This is a genomic window from Serratia sp. SCBI, from assembly GCF_000747565.1.
In the GTDB taxonomy this organism is placed as follows: domain Bacteria; phylum Pseudomonadota; class Gammaproteobacteria; order Enterobacterales; family Enterobacteriaceae; genus Serratia; species Serratia ureilytica.
This window is the reverse complement of sequence record NZ_CP003424.1, coordinates 81,315-97,961: the sequence shown is the minus strand read 5'-3', so window position 1 is coordinate 97,961 and position 16,647 is coordinate 81,315. Positions and strand designations below refer to the sequence as shown.

Genomic DNA, 16,647 nt, shown 5'->3' with positions numbered 1-16,647 from the left:
GTAGCTTTAATGACTACAAATGTAGCCATTAAAGCTACGAAAGAGCAAGCCAGGAAAATCCTTGCCCCGGCGCACGCCGGTCATTACCAAATCGAATAGTCACCAGTGGCAAATGTCGCTGCCAACCGGCCGGTTCCTCTCCTAAATTGGGGGATGTTTTCACCCACCTCACCTCTGGATTAAGGAACCGAACGTGGAAAACCCTCAACAACCGGGCCGCAGAGCCTTCCTCAGCCAAACCGGCAAACTCACCACCGCTTGCGCGGTGATCGGCCTGACCGGCGGCATGGCGCAGGCCGCTTCGCCTGGCGGCGAGCCGTGTGCGCCAACGCCGATGACCCTGACCGATCGTCACTACTGCCTGAGCGAGGTGCGGCTGGAAGACGGCTTTGAATACGACGGCGAAACGGTGATCGGCACCCGCACCGCGCTGTACACCCTGGAGATCAAAGACGGCAAGATCGCCGCCATTCACGCCGCCAACGCCGCGTTGCCCGCCGGCGTGCCCCGCTATAAGGCGCAGGGCCGGCTGCTGCTGCCGGCATTTCGCGATATGCACATCCACCTGGACAAAACCTTCTACAGCGGCCCGTGGCAGGCGCCGCGCCCGCGCCAGGGCAAGACCATCATGGACATGATCGCGCTGGAGCAGACGCTGATCCCGACACTGCTGCCCACCTCGCAGCAACGGGCGGAAAACCTGATCGCCCTGCTGCAGTCCAAAGGCAGCACCGTGGCGCGCAGCCACTGCAATATCGATCCGGTCAGCGGCCTGAAAAGCCTGGAGCACCTGCAGCGCGCGCTGGAAAAGCACCGGGCGGACTTCAGCTGTGAAATCGTCGCTTTCCCGCAGCACGGGCTGCTGCACTCCAGGGTCGACGCGCTGATGCGCGAAGCGATGCAGATGGGCGTGCAGTACGTCGGCGGGCTCGATCCGACCAACGTCGACGGCGCGATGGAGAAGTCGCTCGACGCCATGTTCCAGATCGCCCTCGATACCGGCAAAGGCGTGGATATCCACCTGCATGAAACCAGCCCGGCCGGGGTCGCCGCCATCAACTACATGATCGCCACCGTGGAGAAAAACCCGGCGCTGCGCGGCAAGGTCACCATCAGCCACGCTTTCGCCCTGACCACGTTGACGCCGGGCGAACTGGCGGAAACCGCCACCCGGCTGGCGGCGCAGCAGATCACCATCGCCTCCACGGTGCCGATCGGCGGCCTGATGATGCCGCTGCCGCAGCTCAGTGAGAAAGGGGTGTTCGTGATGACCGGCACCGACAGCGTGATCGACCACTGGTCGCCGTTCGGCACCGGCGACATCCTGGAGAAGGCCAATCTGTACGCCCAGCTGTACCGCGGTTCCGACGAGTATCACCTGTCGCGCGCCATGGCCATCTCCACCGGCGGCGTGCTGCCACTGGACGATAAGGGGCAGCGCGCCTGGCCGAAAGCCGGCGATGCCGCCGAGTTCGTGCTGGTCAACGCCAGCTGTTCCGCCGAGGCGGTCGCCCGTCTGCCGGCGCGTAGCGCCACCTTCCATCAGGGGCGCCTGGTCGCCGGCCAGGTGAGCAAAGCCTAGGGTCGGTCCGTTGTTGTCATCATGATGGCCGTTTTTGGCCTTCTGCCAGAGTAAGACGCGGCGCAAGATGGTCGCTACACACACTGGCGGAGGGCCGAAAATGTCACAGAGCGCGTTATTGATCATCGATGTCCAGCAATCATTCCAGCACCGTCCATTCTGGCAGGAGGACGATCTGCCGGCGTTTCAACAGGCGCTGACCCGCCTGATTGCGGGCTGCCGACAGCGCGGCGCGGCCCTGGTCGACGTGCTGCACGTTTCGCCGCAAGGGCCGTTCTCACTGGCTTCGGGCCATGTGCAGCGCCTGCCGTTCCTCACCCACCAGGCGGATATCACCGTGCACAAGCATGTGCACAATGCGCTGACCGAATCCGGCCTCGACGCCTGGCTGCGCGCGCGGGATATCAACCATCTGATCGTCTCCGGCATCCGCACCGAGCAGTGCTGCGAGACCACCACCCGGGTGGCGTCCGATCTCGGTTATCGGGTGACTTTCGTCACCGAGGCGACGTTAACCTTCCCGATGCGCCATCCCGACGGCGAAGTCTTTACCCCCGCGCAGTTGAAGCGGCATACTGAAACCGTACTGGTCGATCGTTTCGCCCGCATCGCCAGCGTGGATGAGGCGCTGGCGCAACTCGCACAGGAGTAATCATGTCGCAGGCCGTCTATTTTCTGCTGTTGCCCAACGTGCTGTCGCTGGACGTCAGCGGCCCGGCGGAAACCCTGCGCCTCGCCGGGCAGTTCAGCCTGCGTTACCTCAGCCCGGCGCCGCAGATCGTCTGCTCCATCGGCATGACGCTGAGCGGCCTGCAGCCGTTGCCCGAGCGCCTGGAAGACGGCGCCATCCTGGTGCTGCCGGGCGTCGGCGATTCGCAGCACTATTTCGCCGGAGAGGAGGCCGAGCAGGCGCGCCGCTGGCTGGCGACGCTGCGGCCCAATCTGCAACGGCAGCGCATCACCCTGGTGTGCATCTGTTCCGGCGCGCTGCTGGCGGCGCAGGCCGGGCTGCTCGACGGCTATCAGTGCACCACCCACCACGACGTCATCGAACGTATCCGCCTGCAGGCGCCGGCGGCGCAGGTGAAAGAGAACCGCATCTTCGTCGAAGACCGCGGCGTCTACACCAGCGCGGGCATCACCACCGGCATCGATTTGGCGCTGCACCTGGTCCACCGCCACTGTGGCTCCGGCCGGGCGCGCGACGTCGCACGCGACATGGTGGTTTATTTCCGCCGCGCCGGCGACGATCCGCAGCTGTCGCCCTGGCTGCGCTACCGCAACCACCTGCACCCGGCGGTGCACCGCGCGCAGGACGTGATGGCCGCAGAGCCGGAGGCCGACTGGTCAGTGCCGCAGATAGCGGAGAAGGCGCACGTCAGCAGCCGCCACCTGGCGCGGCTGTTTCGCAGCCACGTCGGCATCAGCGTGCGGGAATATCATGAGCAGCTGCGGCTGGCGGTGGCGCAACAACGCCTGCAGCAAGGGTATGGCTTGGAGAAGGCCGCGCTGGCGGCTGGGTTTTCTTCCGGGCGGCAACTGCGCCGCGCCCAGCAGCGCCAGCGCTCGCCGCTATGACACCAGCCGGCGGGTATCCAGCCGCTGCAGGCCGACAGACAGCAGCAGGCTGCCCCCCAACGCCACGCCGAACACCCAGAAGATATCCAGCAGCGGGTGGCCGGTGAAATCCAGGTGCCGATTGCGCATCACGTTGACGATAAGGGCGTGAAAACCGTAAATCGCCAGCGAATGACGGGAAAATACGCTCAGCCAGCCGATCGGCTGCGGCAGACAGTGTTTCACCCACACCAGCAGCGCCACCGCCGCCATAAACACCAGCGGGCCGCTGTAGATATAGTAGGTATCGGCGAAGTTGCCGTTGATGAACAGCTGATGTTTGGTGCCGCGCGCGATCAGCGCCACGCACAGCGCAAATCCCAACGCCGCCAACCAGCCCACGGCGCGCCCGCGCGCCTCCATCATGCCAATCGCCCGTCCAGCCAACGCATACAGCAGGTAGTAGAAGGTATCGCCGTAGATATACAGGTTAACCGGCAGCAGATGCGCGTTGCCGAAGGTCAGCTTATCGGTATTCGGGTTGGCGATCGCCGCCAACACCACCAGCGCGGCGGCCAGGTAGCGGCGCGATACCGGTTTGACGCTAATCAGCGGCGACAGCAGGTAAATCACCGCGATGGCGTAGAAAAACCACAGATGATAGAACACCGGCTTTTGCAGGATGCCGCGCAGCGACGGCCAGAAACCGATCTTGGTGAAGGCCGCGATGTAGATCAGCGCGATGGCGCTGTAGAACAGAATGCAGCAGGCGATGCGGGTGAAATGCCGCCGGCCGGCGCTCTTTTCGCCGAAGAACAGGTAGCCGGAAATCATAAAGAACAGCGGCACCGACACGCGCGACAGTGAGTTCAGCACGTTGGCGATGTCCCAGTTGTGCAACCCTATCGCCGCGCCGTTGGTGACGTAATAGGTGGTGGCGTGGATCATCACTACCATCATGCACGCCATCGCCCGCAGGTTGTCTATCCAGCCGATTTTCTCGCTCAAACGCTCGCCCGATCTTGTGTCATATTGATATGTTAATAAGAGGTTATCGGGCACGGCGTTCGGCGACAACCCAAAAGCGAAATATCAGAATGCACTTAAACAACACCTTATGATTGCGAAGGTGAACAATTGGCGGCAAAATAGCCGCCATAACTCGCTCAGTTTGCGCTTCCCGCCCTGGCAGTTCCTTTTTCTCTTTTACTATCAGTACAATAATATGAAAACGACATTACCACCTGCGGCACGTTTGGGCCGGCAGGCGCTTTTATTCCCTCTTTGTCTGGTGCTGTTCGAGTTCGCCACCTATATCGGCAACGATATGATTCAGCCCGGCATGCTGGCCGTCGTGGCGGATTTCAACGCCGGCGAAGAGTGGGTGCCCACCTCGATGACCGCCTATCTGGCCGGCGGCATCTTCCTGCAGTGGCTGCTCGGGCCGCTGTCGGATCGCCGCGGCCGTCGCCCGGTGATGCTGGCCGGGGTGGCGTTCTTTATCGTCTCCTGCCTGGCGATCCTGCTGGTCACCACCATCGAGCAGTTCATCGCCATGCGTTTCCTGCAGGGCATCGGCCTGTGCTTTATCGGCGCGGTCGGCTACGCCACGATCCAGGAGTCGTTCGAAGAGGCGGTGTGCATCAAAATCACCGCCCTGATGGCTAACGTGGCGCTGATCGCCCCGCTGCTGGGGCCGCTGGCCGGTGCGGCGCTGATCCACGTCGCACCGTGGCAAAGCATGTTCGTGCTGTTTGCGGCGCTGGCGGCCATCGCCTTCTACGGCCTGTGGAAAGCCATGCCGGAGACCGCCACGCTACAGGGCGAGGCGTTCTCCGCCGCCAACCTGTGGCGCGACTACCGCCAGGTGCTGGGCAACCGCCGCTTCCTGTGCGGCGCCCTGGCGATCGGTTTCGCCAGCCTGCCGCTGCTGGCCTGGATCGCCCAGTCGCCGGTGATCCTGATCAGCGGGGAGTCGTTGTCGACGCTGGATTACGGCCTGCTGCAAATCCCGGTGTTCGGCGCGCTGATCCTCGGCAACCTGACGCTGGCGCGCCTGACCGGCAAAAACAGCGTGGAGCGCCTGATCAAGCTGGGCGCAGGCCCGATGCTGCTGGGGCTGCTGATCGCCGCGCTGGCGACTCAGTTCTCCAGCCACGCCTACCTGTGGATGACCGCCGGCCTGAGCCTGTACGCCTTCGGCATCGGCCTCGCCAACGCCGGGCTGTACCGCCTGACGCTGTTCTCCAGCAATGTCAGCAAAGGCACCGTGTCCGCCACCATGGGCATGCTGAGCATGATGGTGTTCACCGTCGGCATCGAGCTGGCCAAGGTCGCCTACGTCTGGGGCGGCAGCGGGCTGTTCAACCTGTTCAACCTTATCAGCGGCCTGTGCTGGCTGACGTTGGTGGCGCTGTTCCTCGCCAAACGCCGCAACGGCGACCCCACGCCGCAGCCGAACGGCGCGGCATAAGCGCGACGATAAAACGCCGGTCTGGTTTCCCGACCGGCGTTTTTTATGCGGCTTCAGCCGAGCAGCTCCCCCAGCGCATACCCCGCTCCCACCACCGCTACCGCCAACAACAGCAACGCCGACAGGACGGAGATCGCCCGCCGGGCACGGCGTCAGGTTTATCGGGTAGGGGAATTCGGCCTATCGCTCTTCGCGGGTATGCCAAATACGCAGAACATAAATCGTTGCCGGCTGCACCTGGTAACGTATCTCATAACGGCCGACCAGAATACGCCTCACTTCCTGCGGTAAAAACTCGTCCAGTCTTTCACTCAGGCGAGGATTATCGAGCAACGCTTTAGGCGCGGCGACCAAGGCCTTCACCGAATTCGCTGCCGCAGTGCGGTTAGCCAAGGCAAGAAACTCAAACAAACGCGCCAAATCCGGTAGCGCCTTACTCGTCCATTTTAACTCCATCAGCGCGGTACCGGCAGCGGCTCGTCACTGTCCAGGCTGGCCGCCCAGGCTTCTACCGACTCATGATCGATAACGTTTTGCTGTTCGACATCGGCCAGCGCCGCCAGCGTTAACCGACGGCGCTCTTCCTCTTGCTCAAGCCAGGCGGCGAGGGCTTGCTTCACTATCCATCCCCGTGAGCGTTCAAGTTTGGCGGCCATTTCATCCACCTTTTCAGCCAACGGCAGCGGGACATGAGCGGTGATGACTTTCGTATTCATCGTCTTGCTCCTCAGTACAATCAATATCAATCAAAGTGATTAAAGCTGATTACACCGCCATCAGAGAACAAAAAAAACGCAATCAGTTGCCGAACAGCCCGCCGTCGCGCAGCAGATGCTCGTTGCCCTTGCGGCGGGTAAAGCCGCTGCGATCGAAGAACTCCAGCACCTGGATCGCCAGCTTGCGCCCGACGCCGAGCCGATCGCGGAAATCGGCGGCGTTGGCGCCCCCGCGCTCCGCATCCAGCTCGCGGATCAGCGCCGCGAACTGATCGATGCGTCGGCTGAGGTAGTAGCGATCCACCACCACCGCCGTCACATGGCCCAGCTGAGCCGCCTTGCACAGCAGCGCGCGCACCCGGCTTTCCTCTTCGCCCAGCTCGCTCGCCAGATCGCGCACCCACCACGGCTCGTCGCCGAACAGCGGCTCGATGCGCGCCCACAGCGGCGCCTCGTCGGCGCTGAACGCCAGGCCGTGTTCCGGCAGGTGCAGCCAGCCGCGCGTATTGTGCAGCGCGCCGGCCTTCAGCAGCCGATCGATCATCATAAACACCAGCGTTTCCGGCTGCTGAGGCAGGGCCATGCGCCGCAGGCGGGCGCGCCCTAAGCCCAGCTGATCGGCGTGCTGTTGGTGATACTCCGCCAGCACCTGCAGCAGGCGGCTTTCCGCCTGTTGCACCTGATCCTGCGCCAGCGCCCGGTCACCGACGATCAGCAGATCGCGGTTCGCCAGCAGTGCCGCCAGGCCGTCGTCGGTCAACTGACGCGCCCAGGCAAACGCCGCCAGCGACAGCGCGCCGTGCGGCAGCTCAAGCGCCAGCGCCTGCGCATCGTCCTGCGCCTGCGCCAGGGCCTGCAGCCATGCCAAATAGTCCGGCTGGCGCTTGCCGCGCTTGGGCGCATTCAGCCTGAGTACCCGGGCCGCGCCCAGCGTTTGCCGCGCGCCGATATCGCGCAGCACCAGCCGATCGTTCTCCGCCAGCCACAGCGGACGATCGAGGATCAGTTCCGCCAGCCCGTCGTTCAGCAGCGAAATGCGTCCGGTGATGTGGCTGGCGGCATGGTGCAGATGCAGCGGCTGCCAATGGCGGATCGGCCGATCCGTCTCAAGCGCCACCAGAATGCGTTCCGCCGCCTCCGGCGGGCGCTGCGCCAGCAGCCAATCGCCGCGCGCGATCCGGTCTTTATCGACATCGCCGCTGATGTTAAGCGCGATGCGTTGCCCGGCCTGCGCCTGTTCCACGGTCTGATTCTGGGCATGCAGGCCGCGCACCCGCACCGGCGCGTCGGCGCCGGTCAGCCACAGCGTATCCCCCACCTTCACCCGGCCGCCGAGCGCGGTGCCGGTCACCACCAGCCCCGCCCCTTTGACGCTGAACGCACGGTCTACCGCCAGACGAAAACGGCGCGTCAGCGCATGCTCGCCGGGCGACAGCGCCAGCAAATGCGCGCGCAGCGCCTCAATGCCCTCGCCCGCCGCCGCTGCGGTGACAAACAGCGGCGCATCGGGCCAGCCCTGGCGCGCCAGCTCGTCGCGCACCTGACTGAGCACCTCATCGACACGCGCCACCTCCACCCGGTCGGCCTTGGTCAGCGCCACCGTCAGCGCCGGGCGCCCGCTCAGGCGCAGGATCGCCAGATGCTCGCGGGTCTGCGCCATCACACCATCGTCGCAGGCCACCACCAGCAGCGCATGGTCAATGCCGCCGACGCCCGCCAGCATATTGGCGAGGAATTTTTCGTGGCCGGGCACGTCGATAAAGCCCAGCACCCGGCCGTCCGGCTGCGGCCAATAGGCGTAGCCCAGATCGATGGTCATGCCGCGGCGCTTTTCTTCCGGCAGGCGATCCGCGTTGATCCCGGAGATCGCCTGCAGCAGAGTGGTTTTGCCATGATCGACATGGCCGGCGGTGGCGATGATCATGATGCGCTCAACGCGTCGATCAGCGCCCCTTCCTGTTCCAGACAGCGCAGATCCAGCCACAGCCGGCCGTCGCCGAGGCGGCCGATCACCGGCTGCGGCAGGCGGCGCCAGCGTTCAGCCAGCGCTTCCAGCGTGGCGCCGCGGCCGTCGCGCGGCGTGAAGGTCAGCGCATAGCTGGGCAGGCGATCCACCGGCAGCGAACCGCTGCCAATCTGCGACCAACACGGTTCGGCGCGCAGCTCGAAATCGGCGGTGAACCGTGGCGTCAGCGCCGTCAGCAGCCGCTCGGCCGCCTGTTGCATCTCCTGCTGCGGGCGGGTCAGCAGCCGCAGCGTCGGCAGTTGCTCAGCCAGTTTTTCCGGCTGCAAATAAAGCCGCAGCGTGGCCTCCAGGGCCGCCAGCGTCAGCTTGCCGACGCGCAGCGCGCGCTTGAGCGGGTGCTGTTGCAGGCGCGCGATCAGCGCCTTTTTGCCGACGATGATGCCGGCTTGCGGGCCGCCCAGCAGCTTATCGCCGGAGAACGTCACCAGATCGACGCCGGCGGCCAGCAACCGCTGCGGCATCGGTTCGGCGGGCAGGCCGTACTGCGCCATATCGATCAGCGAGCCGCTGCCCAGATCGGTGGCGGTCGGCACGCCCTGTTCGGCCCCGAGCTGCGCCAGTTCGGCCTCATCGACCGCAGCGGTAAAGCCCTGAATGCTGTAGTTGCTGGTGTGCACTTTCATCAACAGGCCGGTCTGCTCGTTGATGGCCTGGCGGTAATCCTTCAGATGGGTGCGGTTGGTGGTGCCGACCTCAACCAATTGACAGCCGGCCTGGCGCATCACGTCGGGAATGCGGAACGCGCCGCCGATCTCCACCAGCTCGCCGCGCGACACCACCACCTCTTTGCCGGGGGCGATCGCCGCCAGCATCAGCAGCACCGCCGCCGCGTTGTTATTGACGATGCAAGCGTCTTCCGCGCCGGTCAGCCGGCACAGCAGACTCGCCACCGCCCGATCGCGATGGCCGCGCCCGGCGCCGTCCAGATCGTACTCCAGCGTCACCGCCTCCCCCATCACCGCGCTTACCGCATCCTGCACCGGCTGCGCCAGCAGGGCGCGCCCGAGGTTGGTGTGCAGCACGGTGCCGCTGAGGTTGAACACCGGCAATAACGCCGGGCGTTGCTGCCGGGCCAGCTCGGCCCGCAGCGCCTGCGGCCAGTCACCGCACCAGGCCGGTAAACGTTGCTGCTGTTTTATCGCGTCGCGCGCCTCGGCCTGCAGCTGGCGCAGCAGTTCGCCGATCAGCGTCTGGCCATGCTGCGCCACCAGCGGTTCAATCGCGGGTTCTCGCAGCAGGCGGTCGATGGCGGGCAGTTGGCTGTAAAGAAGGTGGGATTCAGTGCTCATGGTCGCTCGGTTTTCAGTTTAGACGTATCGGCATAGCAAAACCCCGCCGCGGCGGGGAGAAAAGAACGTTCAGGGCGGCGCCGTGCGGGCGAAACTTTCGCGGGCGAACAGGCGTTCGGCCAGCTTGACCAGCGCCGGACGTTGGACGCACCAGTTGGGCAGGATGCGGCGGAAATTCAGGTAGCCCAGCGCGCAGCCGGTGGCGATATCCGCCAGCGTCAGCCGCTCGGCATTGAGCCACGTTTTTTCCTGCGCCAGCGCATCCAGCGCATCCAGACCGTGCGTCAGCTTGTCACGCTGGCGCAGCATCCAGTTTTCGTCCTGCTTTTCCGGCGCACGCCGGCTTTCGCGGTACAGCGTCGCCGCCGCTTCGGTCACGCCGTCCGCCAGCGCCGCCACCTGGCGGACGCGCAGCGCCACGGCGCGATCGGCAGGCAAAAACGCCGGCTCCACCGTCAGCAGTTCGAGGTATTCGGCCACGATCGGCGAGTCGTAAAACACCTCGCCGTCATCGGCGATCAGCACCGGCACTTTGCCGAGCGGGTTCTGCTCCTTCACCCGGCTGCCGGGCTCATACGGCGGATCGTTGACGAATTCAAACGCGATCCCCTTCTCCAGCAGCATCACGGAAATCTTGCGCACAAAGGGGCTGGTGTAACTGCCGATAAGCTTCATCCGGTCTCCTCCGCTTCGTCCTGGCCGCGGCGCAATGCCCTTACTTCACCGCCAGAGTATCGATAATCCGCTGCACCAGCGCCTGATGCACTTCCGGCGTTTTGGCCGGCGACAGCATTTGCAGCGTTACCACCCGTTTGTTGAACACCGTCAACACCAGGGTGGACACCACCTTTTGGCCGTTGACGGTCTGCTCGGTATCCACCCGGCGAAACTTCTGTTTGCCGACGGTGAAGTTCTCTTCTTTGGTGGTCTGGATATTCTGATAGCGCTCGGCCAGCACCGTGATGGCGCTCTGCGTCAGCTCTTTCAGCATTTTGTCGCTGGTATTGATCTTCATGCCGTCCGGCGGGATCACTTCGGACGAAACCGCGCTCTGGCGCGACTTGCCGTCAAGAAAGCGCTGGATGGTGGAGGTGCTGTCATTGACGATGCCGCTGTTCAGCGTTTGATCGCTAAAGCCCGGCGGCAACTCGAAGGTGATCTTGCCCTTCTGCAGCGACACGCTCAGCCCCGGCGGCGCGGGTGGGGCCTCTACCGGCGCAGGCGGCGGCGGCGGCGCGGGCTGCGTCACGGTCGGCTTGGTGTCCGGTGGCGGCACCGCCGGTTTGGTGTCGTCCTTGTTGTCGCAGGCCGCCAGTCCGATCGCCAACACGGCGACCGCGGTCAGTTTTGCCAGGGTGTTTAACATCGTGGTTCCTTTCGCTTGGCGCGTCATGGCCTAAACGTAGCAACTCGCCCGGGCGAATGCCAGAAGCCCGTTCTGAAATTGCTTGTCCGGCCCCGCGCGAACGGGGCCGGGCGGTTACTCCGCCGGGAACAGGAACGGATTGATGCTGCTGCGGCCGAAGCCTTCCTCTTCCATGCGGGCGTCCAGCACCAGCGAAGCCAGATCGTCGGCCACCGCTTCGACCTGCGGGTCTTTTTCCTGATAGAGGATCTTCAGGTAAGTGCCGCAGTCGCCGCAGCTTTCCGCCTTCACCGCCGCCTGCTCGCTGTCCAGCGACCAGTAGTTGAGATCGCGGGTCTGCTCGCAGTTGCTGCACTTCACCCGCACCACGTGCCATTCGCTTTCGCACAGGTTGCAGTGCAGGTAGCGCAGGCCGTTAACGGTGCCGATATGCACCATGCTGGAAACCGGGATGCTGCCGCACACCGGGCAGAACTGGCGCTGCTCGCCGTATTCGGCGCGCGCCTTGCCGGGGATCAGGCTGGCCATCTGCGCCCAATAGAGCGACAGTGCGGCCCAGAGGAACGGCGCCTTCTCGCTGCCCACCTTGCCGAACTCGCGGTTGAGCAAGGCGTCGGCCATCAGCTCCAGCTCGTGCGCCGAGGCCTTCTCCAGGTTGTCCAGCACCACCAGAATGTGTTCCGGCGCCTGCGGACGCAGCTCGGCGATCAGCGATGTCAACAGCTTGCGCCAGTGCTCGCTGCGCGGGAACACGCTCAGATCGAGCGGCGGTTTGCCGCTGGCGGCACCCTGCACCAACGCTTCACTCAGATCGAGCTGCAGCGGGTTATCGTGCAACGCATGCTGCTGCGCCTGCGCCAGCTCGGCGGCAAAGTTCAGGTAGTCACCCAGCGGGTTGTCGACCGCCAGCTGACGCAGACGATCGGCGCGGCGGCTGTACAGGCTTTTCAGGTTGGCGAAAAGTAACGGCGGGATGTTCTCCGCCGTTGTGGACTTCTCACGCTGTGCCCCTAACTGCTCTTTAGGAACGATGCGGATACTCATCAGGGTTTATCTTCCTGTCGTTTCTCGCGGACCTCACGGTACCAGCGCGGATGATGTTTCTTGGCCCAGGCCGCCGGCACCCAGCCTTCCACCATCGCGGTAATGGTGCCTTTTACCCACAATGCGGCGTAAATGTGCACCATAATCACGATGATAAGGCCGACCGCGGCCAGCGAATGCACCAGCAGCGCGATGCGGATCAGCGGGATGGAGAACGACGGCGCAAAATACGGCCGCCAGATCACCACGCCGCTGGCCAGCAGCAGCACCAGGCTGATAATCGCCGCCCAGAACACGCACTTCTGGCCGAAATTATAGCGCCCGGTGTCACCCACTTCCTCGTTCATGGCGATTTTGTGGATGTTCTTGGCCCAGACGATATCTTCCCGGTTGATCAGGTTATGCTTCCAGTAGCGCAGGAACATCAGCAGGAACGCGGCGAACATGATGACCCCGACAAACGGGTGCAGAATGCGCGCCAGCTGCGGCGTCCCGAAGATGTTCATCAGCCAGTTGAAGGAGGGGAAGAAGAACCCCAGCCCGCTGATGGCGGCGAACACGAAGCAGAACGCCACTATCCAGTGGTTGATGCGCTCCGGCGCGCTGTAACGCTGAATGGGCTTTTCCTTTCTCATTTGCGCGTCTCCTCGTCATGCGACTCGTCGTGCTCGTCCTCATCCTCGACGCGGTTAGGCCCGACGCCGACATAGTGGAACACGCTGGCCGCGAAGGTGGCGGCAAAGCCGATGGCCGCCAGGGGTTTCCACACGCCCTTCCAGAAGGTCACCGCCGGGCTGATGCTCGGGTTGTCCGGCAAACCGTGGTACAGCTGCGGTTTGTCGGCGTGGTGCAACACGTACATCACGTGCGTGCCGCCCACCCCTGCCGGATCGTACAGACCGGCGTTCTGGTAGCCGCGGGTGTTCAGCTCGCTGACGCGATCCGCCGCCACCTGCTTCATCGCTTCCTTGGTGCCGAAGTGAATGGCGCCGGTCGGGCAGGTTTTCACGCAGGCCGGTTCCTGGCCGACGTCCACGCGGTCGACGCACAGGGTGCACTTGTACACCCGGTTGTCGTCCTTGTTCATGCGCGGCACGTCGAACGGGCAGCCGGCGATGCAGTAGCCGCAGCCGATGCAGTGCTCGGACTGGAAGTCGACGATGCCGTTGGCGTACTGAATGATCGCGCCTTCCGACGGGCAGGCCTTCAGGCAGCCCGGATCGGCGCAGTGCATACAGCCATCCTTGCGGATCAGCCATTCCAGCTTGCCGTTTTCCTCCACCTCGGAGAAGCGCATCACCGTCCACGACTTGGCGGTCAGATCGGCGGGGTTATCGTACACCCCGACGTTGTGCCCCACTTCGTCGCGGATGTCGTTCCATTCGGAACAGGCCACCTGACAGGCCTTGCAGCCGATACAGGTGGTGACATCGATCAGTTTGGCCACTTCTTCCTGGTGGTCACGGGCGCGCGGCGCCGGCGTGAAGCCATTGGTGGCGGATTTACGAATGATGTCTTGAGATTGCATGGCCATAATTCGTCTCCGTTACACCTTTTCCACGTTGACCAGGAACGCCTTGAACTCCGGCGTTTGCGTATTGGCGTCGCCGACGAACGGCGTCAGCGTGTTGGCGATAAAGCCTTTCTTCGCCACCCCTTCGTAACCCCAGTGAATCGGGATGCCGATGGTGTCGACTTCCTGGCCGTGCACCTGCAGCGTGCGAATACGCTTGGTCACCACCGCCTTGGCCTTGATGTAGCCACGGTTGGAACTGACCTTCACGGTATCGCCCTGCTTGATGCCCTTCTTCTCCGCCAGCTTTTCGCCGATCTCCACAAACTGCTCCGGCTGCGCGATGGCGTTCAGCCGCGCGTGCTTGGTCCAGTAGTGGAAGTGCTCGGTCAGACGATAGGTGGTGCCGACGTACGGGAACTTGTCGGATTTGCCCATCGCCGCCAGATCGTCCTTGAACACGCGCGCCGCCGGGTTGGACACCACGTTCGGGTGCAGCGGGTTGGTGCCGAGCGGCGTTTCGAACGGCTCGTAGTGTTCAGGGAACGGCCCTTCCGCCATCTTGTCGGTGGCGAACAGGCGGCCCATGCCTTCCGGCTGCATGATGAACGGCCCGACGTCGCTGCCCGGCGCGGCGGTGCTGTAGTCCGGGATATCGGCCCCGACCCACTTGGCGCCGTCCCACTCCAGCAGCTGGCGTTTCGGATCCCACGGTTTACCCTGCGGATCCGCCGAGGCGCGGTTGTACAGAATGCGGCGGTTGAGCGGCCATGCCCAGGCCCAGCCCAGCGTGTTGCCGAGGCCGGACGGATCGGCGTTGTCGCGCCGCGCCATCTGGTTGCCGGCCGGCGTCCAGCTGCCGGCGAAGATCCAGCAACCGCTGGCGGTGGTGCCGTCGTCGCGCAGTTGCGCGAACGAGCTGAGCAGCTCGCCTTTTTTCACCACCACTTTGCCGTCGGCATCCAGCAGATCCGCCAGCGCCTTGCCGTTGTTCTCCTGCGCCACCTCTTCCGGGGCCGGGTTGTCCGGCGTCAGGTAGTCCCAGCGCATGTTCAGCACCTGTTCCGGCACCGCGCCGCCGTCGCGCGCATACATCTCGCGCAGGCGGCTGAAGATGCCCGCCAGGATCTCGCCGTCGTTCAGCGCTTCACCCGGGGCGTCCGCGCCTTTCCAGTGCCACTGCAGCCAGCGGCCGGAGTTGACGATCGAGCCGTTCTCTTCGGCGAAGCAGGTGGACGGCAGGCGGAACACTTCGGTCTGGATCTGCGAGGAATCCACCTCGTTGAACTCGCCGTGGTTCTGCCAGAAGTTGGAGGTCTCGGTGTTCAACGGATCGATGGTCACCAGGAACTTCAGCTTGGACAGCGAAGCCACCACCTTGTTTTTGTTCGGGAACGACGCCACCGGGTTAAAGCCTTGGCAGAAGTAGCCGTTGACCTTGCCCTGCGACATCATCTCGAAGTACTGCAGCACGTCGTAGCCTTTGTCCCACTTCGGCAGCCAGTCAAAGCCCCAGCTGTTGTCCTTCTGCGCCTTGTCGCCGTAGAAGGTCTTCATCATGCTGACGAAGAATTTCGGGTAGTTGCCCCAGTAGTTCACCTGGCCCGGCAGCAGCGCCTTCGGCGTGTTGGCCTTCAGGTAGGTCTCGAGATCGGTCTGTTTCTCCGACGGCAGCGTCAGGTAGCCCGGCAGGCTCTGCGACAGCAGGCCGAGATCGGTCAGCCCCTGGATGTTGGAGTGGCCGCGCAGCGCGTTGACGCCGCCGCCCGCCATGCCCATGTTGCCGAGCAGCAGCTGGATCATCGCCATGGTGCGGATGTTCTGCGCGCCGACCGAGTGCTGAGTCCAGCCCAGGGCGTACAGGAACGAAGCGGTCTTATCCGCGACGCAGGTTTCGGCGATGTATTCGCACACCTTGAGGAAATCGTCCTTCGGCGTGCCGCAGATGTTGGTCACCACGTCAGGCGTGTAGCGGCTCACGTGCTGCTTCAGCAGGTTCCACACGCAGCGTGGATCCTGCAACGTGACGTCGCGCTTGGCGAAGCCGTTCTCGTCGAACTGGTAGTTCCAGGTGGTTTTGTCGTACTTGCGGTTTTCCGCGTCGTAGCCGCTGAACAAGCCGTCTTCGAAGGCAAAGTCTTCCCGCACCAGCAGGCTGGCGTTGGTGTAGGCCTCGACGTACTCGCGGTTAAACTTGTTGTTGGTCATCAGATACAGCAACACGCCCGACAGGAAAGCAATGTCGGTCCCGGAGCGGATCGGCGTGTAGAAGTCCGCCACCGATGCGGTTCGGGTAAAGCGCGGATCGATCACGATCAGCTTGGCATTGTTGTGTATTTTGGCTTCCATCGCCCAGCGGAACCCCACCGGATGCGCTTCCGCCGCATTACCGCCCATGACGATAATCAAATTCGCGTTCTTGATATCAACCCAGTGGTTGGTCATCGCACCGCGACCAAATGTTGGAGCAAGACTTGCTACCGTTGGTCCGTGTCAGACACGCGCCTGGTTGTCTACGGCAAGCATGCCGAGAGCGCGACTAAATTTTTGCGACAGAAAACCGGTTTCGTTGCTGGCGGCCGAGGCGCACAGCATGCCGGTGGTCAGCCAACGGTTGACGGTAACGCCCTGGTCGTTGGTTTTGATGAAGTTGGCGTCACGGTCTTCTTTCACCAGCTTGGCGATGCGGGTAAAGGCGTCGTCCCAGCTGATGCGCTGCCATTTGTCCGACCCCGGCGCCCGGTATTCCGGGTACTTGAGGCGGCTTTCGCTGTGGATAAAGTCAACCAGGCCGGCGCCTTTCGGGCAAAGCGCGCCACGGTTTACCGGGTGATCCGGATCCCCTTCGATATGGAAAATGCTTTCTTTGGCGTTTTTGGCGCCATCACCAAGGCTGTACATCAACAGCCCACAGCCGACGGAACAATACGTACAGGTATTACGGGTCTCGCGGGCGCGCAGCAGTTTGTACTGCCGGGTTTCCGCCAACGCCACTTCGGGGGCAAAGCCCAGCGCGGCTACCGTCGTTCCTGCCATACCGCCAGCGCAGATCTTAAAGAACTGCCTTCTGCTGACCTGCAT

The 16,647-nt window shown here is 63.7% G+C and carries 15 protein-coding genes; 4 read left to right on the top strand and 11 right to left on the bottom strand.

The annotated features are described in order from the left end of the window. The first annotated feature begins 193 nt into the window (after positions 1–193). The 3 genes from SERRSCBI_RS00460 (at position 194) to SERRSCBI_RS00450 (ending at position 3,160) form a co-directional block, all read left to right on the top strand. Positions 194–1,582 (top strand): amidohydrolase family protein, encoded by a 1,389-nt coding sequence (locus SERRSCBI_RS00460; RefSeq protein WP_042783413.1) that lies wholly within the window; start codon positions 194–196, stop codon positions 1,580–1,582. Between the two features lie 100 nt (positions 1,583–1,682). Beyond that, positions 1,683–2,234, top strand: a complete 552-nt coding sequence (locus tag SERRSCBI_RS00455; protein WP_033652293.1) for an isochorismatase family protein — start codon at positions 1,683–1,685, stop codon at positions 2,232–2,234. A gap of 2 nt (positions 2,235–2,236) precedes the next feature. After that, complete coding sequence (locus SERRSCBI_RS00450; protein WP_042783412.1) at positions 2,237–3,160, top strand: GlxA family transcriptional regulator; 924 nt, start codon at positions 2,237–2,239, stop codon at positions 3,158–3,160. Here the strand turns inward: SERRSCBI_RS00450 and SERRSCBI_RS00445 are convergent. Further along, on the bottom strand, positions 3,155–4,147 hold the full coding sequence (locus SERRSCBI_RS00445; protein WP_042783411.1) for an acyltransferase: 993 nt from the start codon (positions 4,145–4,147) through the stop codon (positions 3,155–3,157). The two genes, SERRSCBI_RS00450 and SERRSCBI_RS00445, sit on opposite strands and share 6 nt — an antisense overlap. 217 nt (positions 4,148–4,364) lie before the next feature. Between SERRSCBI_RS00445 and SERRSCBI_RS00440 the strand changes: the two genes are divergently transcribed. Further along, the gene (locus SERRSCBI_RS00440; RefSeq protein ID WP_033633516.1) at positions 4,365–5,612 is read left to right on the top strand and encodes an MFS transporter; all 1,248 of its coding nucleotides are present in this window, start codon (positions 4,365–4,367) and stop codon (positions 5,610–5,612) included. 180 nt (positions 5,613–5,792) lie between these two features. On the opposite strand, the gene SERRSCBI_RS00435 is transcribed toward SERRSCBI_RS00440, so the two are convergent. The 10 genes from SERRSCBI_RS00435 to fdnG form a co-directional block, all read right to left on the bottom strand. After that, on the bottom strand, positions 5,793–6,068 hold the full coding sequence (locus tag SERRSCBI_RS00435; protein ID WP_042783410.1) for a type II toxin-antitoxin system RelE/ParE family toxin: 276 nt from the start codon (positions 6,066–6,068) through the stop codon (positions 5,793–5,795). Beyond that, entirely contained in the window at positions 6,068–6,328 is a 261-nt protein-coding gene (locus SERRSCBI_RS00430; protein WP_033639076.1) for a CopG family ribbon-helix-helix protein, read from the bottom strand. The genes SERRSCBI_RS00435 and SERRSCBI_RS00430 overlap by 1 nt, the downstream gene beginning before the upstream one ends. Before the next feature lie 82 nt (positions 6,329–6,410). Continuing rightward, the gene (gene selB, locus SERRSCBI_RS00425) at positions 6,411–8,252 is read right to left on the bottom strand and encodes a selenocysteine-specific translation elongation factor (protein ID WP_042783409.1); all 1,842 of its coding nucleotides are present in this window, start codon (positions 8,250–8,252) and stop codon (positions 6,411–6,413) included. Continuing rightward, a complete protein-coding gene (gene selA, locus SERRSCBI_RS00420) occupies positions 8,249–9,643 on the bottom strand; it encodes an L-seryl-tRNA(Sec) selenium transferase (protein WP_042783408.1) in 1,395 nt (464 codons plus the stop codon). Before selA ends, selB begins: the two co-directional genes overlap by 4 nt. Positions 9,644–9,712: 69 nt before the next feature. Then, on the bottom strand, positions 9,713–10,318 hold the full coding sequence (locus SERRSCBI_RS00415) for a glutathione S-transferase (protein WP_042783407.1): 606 nt from the start codon (positions 10,316–10,318) through the stop codon (positions 9,713–9,715). A 40-nt stretch (positions 10,319–10,358) separates the two neighbouring features. After that, positions 10,359–11,009 (bottom strand): DcrB-related protein, encoded by a 651-nt coding sequence (locus SERRSCBI_RS00410; RefSeq protein WP_042783406.1) that lies wholly within the window; start codon positions 11,007–11,009, stop codon positions 10,359–10,361. Between the two features lie 114 nt (positions 11,010–11,123). Next, positions 11,124–12,053, bottom strand: coding sequence for a formate dehydrogenase accessory protein FdhE (fdhE, locus tag SERRSCBI_RS00405; protein ID WP_033645113.1), 930 nt, complete (start codon positions 12,051–12,053; stop codon positions 11,124–11,126). Beyond that, a complete protein-coding gene (fdoI, locus tag SERRSCBI_RS00400; RefSeq protein ID WP_004934017.1) occupies positions 12,053–12,688 on the bottom strand; it encodes a formate dehydrogenase cytochrome b556 subunit in 636 nt (211 codons plus the stop codon). Before fdoI ends, fdhE begins: the two co-directional genes overlap by 1 nt. Beyond that, a complete protein-coding gene (gene fdxH / locus SERRSCBI_RS00395) occupies positions 12,685–13,587 on the bottom strand; it encodes a formate dehydrogenase subunit beta (protein WP_004934014.1) in 903 nt (300 codons plus the stop codon). The genes fdoI and fdxH overlap by 4 nt, the downstream gene beginning before the upstream one ends. A 12-nt stretch (positions 13,588–13,599) precedes the next feature. Further along, entirely contained in the window at positions 13,600–16,647 is a 3,048-nt protein-coding gene (gene fdnG, locus SERRSCBI_RS00390; protein ID WP_103101707.1) for a formate dehydrogenase-N subunit alpha, read from the bottom strand.